Consider the following 10,517-nt stretch of genomic DNA (forward strand, 5'->3'; position numbering starts at 1 on the left):
TTCAAGGGGGCCGCTGCCACGGTCAGTTGGGCAGCGGAGAGTGATGTACCGGTTGCACGTACGACGGGGTGGGGGCCCCGTTCACGGAGGAATGCCGAGGGGGCATCATGCAACCGGAAGGCCGCCTTTCCATGTCTGTGGAAAAGTAGCCCGCCACTGTGTGCGTGTGCGGTGTTCCAGGGGGCTCCACCGCACATGAACTGACCGACCAATCACGCACTGACCATGCGTGCGGGGGGATGACCCATGACGTCGACGCCGCCAGGCGCCCGGCAGGACAACGACCCTTCCCGGACCACGCAGCTACGGATACCGCCGCAGCTGCGGGCCGGGCAGCGGCGACGCCAGACGAACAAGGCGCTGCCGCGGTACGACTACGAGCACTACAGCCGGCTCGCCGGGCCCCTGACCCAGCCCGAGCCCGGTCGGCCCTACACGGTCCGCTACCGCTCCCTGCTCTCGCAGGAACCGCACCGCTTCCGGGCCGCGCTGCTCCTCGGTGCGGCCCCTCTCGTGTCGCTCGGCCTCTTCGCCTGGCTGATGCAGCCCGGGCACTGGACGGAACGCGATCCGAACCTCCGGAACGACACGCTGCTGATCCTCGACATCGTCATGCTGGTCTCGATCGGTCTGATCGAGCTCTTCCGCACGATGAACGTCCTCTCCAACGCGCACGCGACGCTGGTCGCCCGTGACCCGATTCCGGTGGTGCCGGAGACGGGCACCAAGGTCGCCTTCCTCACCTCCTTCGTCCCGGGCAAGGAACCCCTGGAGATGGTGACGAAGACGCTGGAGGCGGCGGTGCGCATCCGGCACCGCGGGCTCATGCACGTCTGGCTGCTGGACGAGGGCGACGATCCCGCCGTGAAGGAGGTGTGCGCCCGGCTCGGTGTGCACCACTTCTCCCGCAAGGGCGTCGCGCACTGGAACCAGGCCAAGGGCCCGCACCGCGCGAAGACGAAGCACGGCAACTACAACGCCTGGCTCGACGCGCACGGCGGGAACTACGACTTCTTCGCCTCGGTCGACACCGACCACGTACCGCTGCCCAACTACCTGGAGCGGATGCTCGGCTACTTCCGCGACCCGGACATCGGCTTCGTCATCGGCCCGCAGGTCTACGGGAACTACGACACGTTCGTCACGAAGGCCGCCGAGTCCCAGCAGTTCCTCTTCCACGCGCTGATCCAGCGCGCGGGCAACCGCTACGGCGCCCCGATGTTCGTCGGCACGAGCAACGCCGTACGGATCTCGACCCTCAAGCAGATCGGCGGGCTGTACGACTCGATCACCGAGGACATGGCGACCGGTTTCGAGATCCACCGCGCCCGCAACCCGCTGACCGGCAAGAAGTGGCGCTCGGTCTACACCCCGGACGTCCTGGCCGTCGGCGAGGGCCCCACCGCGTGGACGGACTTCTTCACCCAGCAGCTCCGCTGGTCGCGCGGGACGTACGAGACGATCCTCAAGCAGTACTGGAAGGGCTGGTTCTCGCTCCCCGCGGGCAAGCTCTTCAACTACACGATGATGATCATCTTCTACCCGATGTCGGCGATGAACTGGATTCTCGCCGCCCTGAGTTGTGCGCTGTTCCTCGGCATGGGCGCCTCCGGTGTGCAGATCGACCCGACGATCTGGATGATGCTCTACGGCAACGCCTCCGCGCTCCAGATCGGGCTCTACATCTGGAACCGCCGCCACAACGTCTCGCCGCACGAACCCGAGGGCTCCGGCGGCCTCGCCGGGATGATGATGTCGGCGCTCTCCGCGCCGATCTACGCACGTTCCCTGATGGATGCCGTCCTTCGCCGCAAGAGCTCCTTCGTCGTGACGCCCAAGGGCGACTCGTCGAGCCCGGACACCCTCTTCGGCACCTTCCGCATCCACCTCTTCTTCCTTCTGGTCTTCGGCGGCTCCATCGCCGCGTCCTTCTTCCTGGGCCACAGCCACCCCGCGATGCTGACCTGGGCCTGCCTCGCCCTGCTGATCACGGCGGCGCCGATCTTCGGCTGGCGGCACACCGTCCGGGCCGAGAAGAGGAAACGCCGCGCGGGACCACCGGAGGGCGGGGCCCCCGCCCCGCAGCCGGGAACCGCGCCGCAGCACCGGCCCGGACCGGCCGACAACGAACAGACCATGCAGATCGCCCTTGGGGGACGTAACCAATGAAGTACCGTCCGAGCCGCCGTACCCGCCGACTGGCGATCAGTACGGCGGTGGTTCTCGCGCTCGCCGGCGCGAACGGACCGTGGCTGTACCGCTTCGGCACCGAGCACTACCACACGTACAAGATCAACACCTCGGAGTACAAGGCGGCGAACGGCCACTGGGACTTCCTCGACGTCCCCGCGGAGTTCCGGATCAACACGATCCACGCGGCGCTGCTGCACACCGGAAAGGTGCTGCTCGTCGCCGGCTCGGGCAACAACCAGAAGAACTTCGACGCGAAGAGCTTCCGGTCGGTGCTGTGGGACCCGAAGACGAACGGGTTCAAGAACATACCCACGCCCAAGGACATGTTCTGCGCCGGTCACACCCAACTGCCCGACGGCAAGCTCCTGATAGCCGGCGGCACCAAGCGGTACGAGAAGCTGGAGGGCGACGTCACCAAGGCCGGCGGCCTGATGATCGTCCAGAACGAGGACCCGGACAAGCCGGTCACCCTGCCGGCCGGGACGCGGTTCACCGGCAAGGAGAACGGCAAGACGTTCGTCTCCAAGGACCCGGTGCTGGTCGAGAAGGCCACCAAGGTCTTCGACAAGCAGACCGGCGCCTTCGTACGCAACGAGCCCGGCCGCGGCAGGATCTACGTCGAGGCCAAGCAGTCCGGCGCGAAGCACGAGACGGGCACGGAGGACAACTACCGGATCGCCGGCCTGTCCGGCTCCGACACCCGTAACGTCTACGGGATCGCGCAGAAGCTCGCCCTGGACAAGAAGGACTTCCAGGGGATCAGGGAAGCCTACGAGTTCGACCCGGTCGCGGAGAAGTACATCACCGTCGACCCGATGAACGAGGCCCGCTGGTACCCGACGCTGACCACGCTGAAGGACGGCAAGGTCCTCGCCCTCTCCGGCCTGGACGAGATCGGGCAGATCGTGCCCGGCAAGGACGAGGTCTACGACCCCGAGACGAAGAAGTGGGAGTACACCGGAATCATCCGGAAGTTCCCCACCTATCCGGCGGTCTTCCTCCTCAACGACGGGAAGCTCTTCTACTCCGGGTCCAACGCCGGGTACGGGCCCGCGAGCGTCGGCCGCGCCCCCGGTGTCTGGGACCTGGCGACGAACAGGTTCACGAAGATCCCCGGGCTGAGCGACCCGGACAAGATGGAGACCTCGGCGACCGTACGGCTGCCTCCCGCCCAGGACGAGAAGTTCATGGTCATCGGCGGGGGCGGGGTCGGCGAGTCCGAGAAGTCCAGCGAGAAGTCGCGGCTGGTCGATCTCCGGGCCGAGAAGCCGCGGTTCGAGGACGGGGCGGCACTCTCGGACGGGACCCGCTATCCGAGCGCCTCACTGCTGCCCGACGACTCCCTGCTGGTCACCGGGGGCTCCGAGGACTACCGCGGGCGCGGCGGCTCCGATGTCCTCCAGGCGCGGCTGTACGACGCGAAGTCGGACACGTACAAGCGGGTCGCGGACCCGGCGGTGGGCCGCAACTACCACTCCGGCTCGGTGCTGCTGCCGGACGGCCGGGTCATGATCTTCGGCTCCGACTCGCTCTACTCGGACCGGGACAACACACGGCCGGGCACGTTCGAGCAGCGGATCGAGATCTACACGCCGCCGTATCTGTACCGCACCGGCCGTCCGGAACTCTCGGAGGGTCCCAAGCGGATCGCGCGCGGCGGTTCGGGGACGTTCGCGACGCGGCAGGCGTCGTCCCTCGCCTCGGCGAAGCTGATGCGGCCCAGTGCGGTCACCCATGTCACGGACACGGATCAGCGGACGATCGCGCTGGACATGAAGAAGTCGGCGGACGGGGTCACGGTGACCGTGCCGAAGAACCGGGCGCTGGTGCCGTCGGGGTGGTACATGCTCTTCGTCACCGACGAGCGGGGCACGCCGTCCGAGGGCACGTGGGTGGAAGTGCCGTAACCCGAGGGGACCGCCCGGCGACCGTTGCGCACGGTCGCCGGGCGGTCCCTTCGTGGTGCGGTTACCGGCCGGCCAGATCCAGGGCGTACTCGGGCCACCACTCGCCCGCCTTCGGGCCGCCCTTGCAGTCGCCGTCGGACTCGCCGGGGCGCTTGATCCAGAGGTAGGCGTCGATCAGCTCGTCGCCGGTCTGCGTGGTCGGTGTCTCGCCCAGCGCCCGGCCGGGCGGGTTGCACCAGTTCTCCGCCGGGTCGCCGCCGTCGTAGGGGCCGTTGCCGTTGCGGCTGGTGTCGATCACGAAGGGCTTGTTGCCGACCTTCTCCGAGAGCCGCTTGCCGAAGTCCGCACTGGCCGCCGTGGTCTGGAAGTTGGAGACGTTGACCGCGAAACCGTCGGCGTCCCCCACCCCCGCCCGCTGGAGCGGATCGAACAGCGCGTCGGGGCTCTGCCAGCCCGCGTTGCCCGCGTCCACGTAGACCGTGGTCCCGGGCTGCTGCTTCAGCCGCTGGACGGCCCCCTTCAGCAGGTCGTAGCGCTCCTCGTGGAACTCCTGCGGCGTACAGCCGTCGACGAGGTGCAGCAGCGCGTCCGGCTCCAGGATCACCGTGGTCCGGCGGTCGCCGATGCCCTTGGCCACGCTCTCCACCCAGGCGCGGTAGGTGTCGCCGTCGGACGCTCCCCCCTTGGAGAACTGCCCGCAGTCGCGGTGCGGGATGTTGTAGAGGACCAGCAGCGCCTCCCGGTCGGCCTCCTCGGCCGCCCCGGTGACACCCTTCACCTCGTCCTCGGCGTTGTCCGGGCCGATCCACACGCCGACCGGCTGGCGCGCGATCTTCCGGATCAGGTCGGCGTTCTCGTCCTCGCCGCTCTTCGCGTAGTCGGCGACCTGCTGCGCCGCGGTGCCGTCGGGGTCGACCCAGAACGGGTCGCTCCCCTTGGGCTGCTGGCCCACTGCGGCCGGGCCGTCGGTGTCCCCGCCGTCCGACGAGGAACATCCCGCCAGGAGCAGAACCGCTCCGATCACGGCCGCCGTGCCGGTCCGCAGACCGGCACCCGGGCGCGTGCGCGCGCCGGACCGGCCGGTGTAACTGCCGTACATCCACTCCCCCTCGGGTGTACTGGTCGCACTGGTCGCACCCGTTGCCGGCCGCGCCGTTGTACTCCCGGTCGCATCCATCCTGACACAGCGGCACGGGGGCCCACCGGGCCCGCACGAAGTCGCCGGGGGAGCTGCTTCGGCGGGCCCGCGGCGACCGCGTCATCCGGACATCCCGTCAGAAATTCGCTGGGCCACGGGCATCGCCCCACCTACAGTGGCGGGCACGCACCCGACCTCCCGTGCTGGCCCGGCCTCTCCCGCGGCCCGGTCACCAACGGTCGAGGACCGGCCCGGCCGGCGACTCCGAGGGGGAGCGGGTGGCCGGCCGGGCCCGGTATTCGCGGTGTGCCGTACGTCAGACGCGGCTCTTCTCGCCGTTGCTCTTCTCCCCGGCGCTCTGCTGGCCGGTGAGATAGGCCGAGACGACCACATTGGCCGTGTACGACCGCGACTTGTGGTCGTACGTGCCGCCGCAGGTGATCAGCCGGAGCTCCGCCCGGCCGTCCTTGCGGGGACCGTACGCCTTCTGGGCGTCGAAGCGCTCCCGGGTGAAGACCTGGACGTCGTCGATGGTGAACTCGGCGATGGTCCCGTCGGCCCTGGTCACCCGGACCTTCTCGCCGGGGCGGGCCGCGCTGAGCCCGTAGAAGACGGCGGGCTTCGTCTCCGTGTCGACGTGGCCGACGAAGAGTGCGGCGCCCTCGGTGCCCGGCTCGGTGCCGCTGCCGTACCAGCCGACGGTCTGCGGCATCGCGTACGGCGGCGGATCGATCGCCCCGCCCTTGTCCAGACCGCGCCGGACGACGGGGGCCTCGATCCCTATCGAGGGGATCTCGACCCGCTTCGGCGCGGCACCGTCGAGCGGCTTGTGCGCCGGGGGCAGGGGTACGCCCAGGGGGCGCCCGACCGCCGCGACGTCACCGGTGGTCGGGGCGGAGCTGCCGCCCGGGCCGTCGGTGATCTCACGGCCCCAGAGCCACAGGCCGAGCAGGAGAACGGCCCAGGCGACTCCGGTGAGCAACCGCCCGGTGCCTGCCGGGCGGTCCGAGGCGGACATCTCAGTCCGTGGCCGAGCGACGGCGCCGCGCGCTGCGGAAGGCGACGGCGACGGCCGCGACGGCCCCGAGGACCAGTCCGGTCACGGCGTGCCGTGTGCCGGGGCCGTCCTGCTCGGCTGTCTGGTCGGCGAGCGTGGCGGTGCCACCGCCGCCGGCCCTGACGGGTGCGACGGGCGAGGGCTGCCGGTGGTGGACGACGGTGATCTTGCCGGTGGCCTTGCCCTTGCCGCCCTTGCAGTTCACCCAGACGTCGTAGTCGCCGGGTTCGGCATCGGAGCGGATCCTGGCCTCGGCGAACAGACCCTTGTCGTCGGCGGGGGCGAAGTGGGCCTCGTTGACGAAGGCATCGGAGTTGCCCTTGGCCTCCTTGCCTTTGCCGCAGATGTCGACCCAGAGCTCCACCTCCCCGCCGGGGGCTATGGCGGACGGGGTCACCGAGACCCTTCCCTGGGGCTCGGAGTCGGCCAGGGCGGCGGTCGCGGGCAGCAGTGTCGCCGCGACCGTCGCTGCGGCACAGAACGTGAGGGGCAGTGAACGCATGGTGAACCTCCTTCTGGCAGGTTCGCCCGTGCGTCGGCATTTCGCATCCGCAGGACGCCTGGTCGGGCGACCTGCCTCGCTCACCGTCAGACGAGGTCGACGAGATCCGCGATGGACTCCACGATCGTGGACGGCGTGAACGGGAACCGGTCGACGTCGCCCGGCTGCGTCACCCCGGTCATCACCAGGAACGTGGTCATGCCGGCCTCCAGACCCGCGAGCACGTCGGTGTCCATCCGGTCGCCGATCATGGCCGAGGTCTCGGAGTGCGCCCCGATGGCGTTCAGGCCGGCCCGCATCATCAGCGGGTTCGGCTTGCCGACGAAGTACGGGTCCTTGCCGGTCGCCTTGGTGATCAGCGCGGCAACCGATCCGGTCGCCGGCAGCACGCCCTCCGTCGACGGCCCGGTCTCGTCCGGGTTGGTGGCGATGAACCGTGCGCCGTTGTTGATCAGCCGGACGGCCTTCGTCAGAGCCTCGAAGGAATAGGTACGGGTCTCCCCGAGAATCACGAAGTCGGGGTCGGAATCCGTGAGGATGTACCCGATGTCGTGCAGCGCGGTGGTCAGCCCCGCCTCGCCGATGACGTACGCCGTGCCGCCCGGCCGCTGGTCGTCCAGGAACTGGGCGGTCGCCAGCGCCGAGGTCCAGATGTTCTCGACCGGCACGTGCAGGCCCATGCGGGTGAGACGCGCCTGGAGGTCACGAGCGGTGTAGATGGAGTTGTTCGTCAGCACCAGATAGGGCTTGCCGGACTCGCGGAGCTTGGTGAGGAAGGCATCGGCCCCGGGGATGGGCACGCCCTCGTGGATGAGGACACCGTCCATGTCGGTCAGCCAGGATTCGATCGGCTTGCGCTCTGCCATGTGACGGGCTCCTGCCGTACGTACTGTGCACGCAATGTGCTGGGACGCCGGCGGCACCGCGTTGTGCAGCGCCGACGTCCCGATTTTAGGCTTCCCGTCCCACCGGGCGGAACTGCCCGGTCACGAGGAACTGATCTTGACCCCGTCGACCACCCAGTACCAGTTGTTGCCCGCCGTGTAGCGGAACCGCACCCTGGCGTTCGTGGCGCCGGAGGGGACCTGGAGCGTGACCGCCTCTTCCCTGGACGGGGCGTCGGCGGTGTACGTGCGTACGGAGACGGGTGCGCCCCCGTCGTACGAGACCAGGACCTCGCCCTTCTGCGGGGACTCCTGGCGGTAGTAGGTGGTGTAGCGCAGGACCGCCGTGCTGCCGCCGGTGACCGGCCAGGCCGGACTGACCAGGGTGGAGTCGAAGGTGCCGGTGTAGCTCCTGTCGACCCATTCGTCGCCGTCCGCGACGGCGAAGACGTTGCGGGCGCGGACGTTGGACTCGCGCCCCTGGTCGCGTTCGGCCGCCGTCCAGAACTCGTCGGTGGTGAAGGTCCAGCCGCGCCACTCGGTCATGCCGCCGGTGCCCATCGCCCCGTTCTCGACGGTCCAGCCCGCGGGCGGAGTGTGGGTGAAGCCGAGGACTCCGGCGCCGATGCCCGTCTCGTCGACACGGGTCGTCAGCTGGGGCCTCAGCGCGTCGAAGGCGTCGGGGGCGGGCTGCTGGAGGGGGCGGCCGTCCAGGTTCCAGGACGGGGATATCGCGATGCCGAGGTGGGCGAGCGCGGAGGCGGCGAGGTCGGGCATCTTGACGTCGTGGCGGACGGATCCCGCGGAGATGCCGCCGCCGCTCGCGATGAGGAAGGTCTGCCGTTCGGCGGCGCTGGAGCCGCCGTGGCCGCCGGCGTCGGTGTGCCCGTGGTCGGCGGTGACCATGATGAGCCAGTCCTCGGACGCGTACGTGGGCCGGGCGGCGACGGCGGCCACCAACTGCCCGATCTGGGTGTCCACGAGCTGGACGGCTTCGAGGTACTTCGGGGAGGCGGCGCCGTAACTGTGGCCCGCGTGGTCGATGTTGTCGAGATGGACGAAGACGGCGTCCCGGTTGCCGTTCCTCAGCTCGGCGACGGCGCGGCTGGTGGTCCCCGTGTCGTACTCGGCGCCCGGGGTGGAGACCCGGGTGTCGACCTTCGAGGAGAAGATCGTGTCGGTGACGGGGGCCCAGGAGGCGACCGCGTACGTCGACAGGGCGGGCTTCGCGGTCTCGATCCGGGTGAGGAAGTCGGGGTACTGGGAGAACTTGCTGCCGCTGAAGGTGTTGTCCTTGACGCCGTGCTTGTCGGGCCAGACACCGGTGATGATCGTGGACCAGCCGGGGCCGGAGACGGTGGGTGCCAGCGGGTTGGCGTAGATCGAGCTGGCCGCGGTGAGTCCGGCCGCCATGAGGGCGTCCAGGTGCGGGGCGGCGGCGTCCTTGATCCGGCCGAGCAGGGCGCCGTCCAGGCCGATGGCCAGGACCTTGGGGGTGCGGGCGGCTGCGCGGGCGGTGGCCGCGCCGAGCGGTCCGGCAGCGGCGGCGAGGGCGGCGGCGCCCATGAGGAGCGAACGGCGGGACAGTCCTGATGACACAGGATCCTCCGGGATGAAGGGCGGTTGGGGGTACTCGACTCCCCTTGCGTACAAGGGGAGTCGAGCGTGGGTCCAGACCCGTTATCATTCCGCTACACTTCACCGGCGGTCCATAGCCGTGCGGTGAATGGTGGAGCAACGATCAGCTGCCCGTCGCCGACTTCCAGGCATCGACGTAGCTGTCCAGGTTGGTGCCGATGTCCGACCAGTCCGGCTCGAAGACCTCCACCCCGTCGAGCAGCGCGGCGAGTTCGATGGCGTTGGCGTCGGTGGCCTCGATGTCCTTGCGCGCGGTGAAACCGCCGCCGACCGCGCTGACGTCCTGCTGGGCCTGCTCGGAGAGCATGAAGTCGAGGAGCTTCTTGCCGTTCTCGCTGTGCGGGGCCTTGTCGACCAGTCCGGCCGCGTACGGGAGGGCGAAGGTGGTGGGCTTGCCTGCGCCCTTCGCGGGGAACCAGATGCCGAGGTTCGGCATGTCCTTGGACTGGGCGAAGTTCATCTGGACGTCGCCGTTGGCGACGTGCAGCTCGCCCTTGTCCACCTTGGGGGCGAGCTTGCCGGTGGAGGCGGACGGGCCGACGTTGTTGGTCTGGAGCCGCTTGAGGTACTCCATCGCCGGTTCCTTGCCGCCGAAGTCGTGCATGGCCTTGATGAGGACGGCCGTGCCGTCGCCCGCCACACCCGGGGTGGAGTACTGGACCTTCTCCTTGAACTTCCCGTCGAGCAGCTCCTCCCAGGTCTTCGGCGGGGTCGTCAGCTCCTTCTTGTTGTAGATGAAGCCGAAGTAGTTGTTGACGACCGAGGTCCACGTGCCGTCGGCGGCCTTGTCGGCGCCGTCGACCTGCTCGGAGCCGGCCGGCTCGTACGCCTTCAGCAGGCCCTTGGAGTCGGCCTGCTGGATGAACGGCGGCAGGGTGACGAGCACATCGGCCTGGGTGTTGGACTTCTCGCGGACGGCGCGCTGCACCATCTCGCCGGAGCCGCCCTCGACGTACTCGACCTTGATGCCGGTCTTCTTCTCGAAGTCCTCGAAGACCTTGTCGTACCAGCCGTCGCCGTTCTCGCCCTTGAGGCCGTCGGCGCTGTAGACAGTGACGACCTTCTCGTCGGAGGCGGCCGAGGAGCCGCCGCAGGCGGTGAGGCCGGCGGCGAGGACGAGGCTGCCGGAGACCGCGGCTATCGGCGTGAGGAGGTTCTTGCGCATGGGTGTCGTATCTCCTGGAAGTGCGTACGGGGG

Annotated in this window: 8 protein-coding genes; 2 read left to right on the forward strand and 6 right to left on the reverse strand. The window is 69.3% G+C overall.

Annotated elements, in window-relative coordinates; translation table 11 throughout:
• The first annotated feature begins 246 nt into the window (after positions 1-246).
• Both OG230_RS12860 and OG230_RS12865 read left to right on the forward strand, forming a co-directional pair.
• Positions 247-2,169: a glycosyltransferase family 2 protein gene (locus OG230_RS12860; protein ID WP_328910326.1), complete on the forward strand. Its 1,923-nt coding sequence runs from the start codon at positions 247-249 to the stop codon at positions 2,167-2,169.
• Entirely contained in the window at positions 2,166-4,100 is a 1,935-nt protein-coding gene (locus OG230_RS12865; RefSeq protein ID WP_328910327.1) for a kelch motif-containing protein, read from the forward strand. Before OG230_RS12860 ends, OG230_RS12865 begins: the two co-directional genes overlap by 4 nt.
• A gap of 61 nt (positions 4,101-4,161) precedes the next feature.
• Here OG230_RS12865 and OG230_RS12870 read toward each other — a convergent pair whose 3' ends face one another.
• The 6 genes from OG230_RS12870 to OG230_RS12895 form a co-directional block, all read right to left on the reverse strand.
• Positions 4,162-5,199, reverse strand: a complete 1,038-nt coding sequence (locus OG230_RS12870; RefSeq protein WP_328910328.1) for a glycoside hydrolase family 6 protein — start codon at positions 5,197-5,199, stop codon at positions 4,162-4,164.
• Positions 5,200-5,554: 355 nt separating this feature from the next.
• Positions 5,555-6,256 (reverse strand): class F sortase, encoded by a 702-nt coding sequence (locus OG230_RS12875; RefSeq protein WP_328910329.1) that lies wholly within the window; start codon positions 6,254-6,256, stop codon positions 5,555-5,557.
• 1 nt (position 6,257) lies between these two features.
• A complete protein-coding gene (locus OG230_RS12880; RefSeq protein ID WP_328910330.1) occupies positions 6,258-6,797 on the reverse strand; it encodes a hypothetical protein in 540 nt (179 codons plus the stop codon).
• A gap of 86 nt (positions 6,798-6,883) precedes the next feature.
• The gene (locus OG230_RS12885) at positions 6,884-7,663 is read right to left on the reverse strand and encodes an HAD-IIA family hydrolase (RefSeq protein ID WP_328910331.1); all 780 of its coding nucleotides are present in this window, start codon (positions 7,661-7,663) and stop codon (positions 6,884-6,886) included.
• Between the two features lie 120 nt (positions 7,664-7,783).
• Entirely contained in the window at positions 7,784-9,247 is a 1,464-nt protein-coding gene (locus OG230_RS12890) for an alkaline phosphatase family protein (protein ID WP_328911383.1), read from the reverse strand.
• A gap of 175 nt (positions 9,248-9,422) precedes the next feature.
• Complete coding sequence (locus OG230_RS12895; protein WP_328910332.1) at positions 9,423-10,484, reverse strand: 2-aminoethylphosphonate ABC transporter substrate-binding protein; 1,062 nt, start codon at positions 10,482-10,484, stop codon at positions 9,423-9,425.
• Positions 10,485-10,517: the final 33 nt, after the last annotated feature.

Source organism: Streptomyces sp. NBC_00234, assembly GCF_036195325.1.
Lineage (GTDB): Bacteria > Actinomycetota > Actinomycetes > Streptomycetales > Streptomycetaceae > Streptomyces.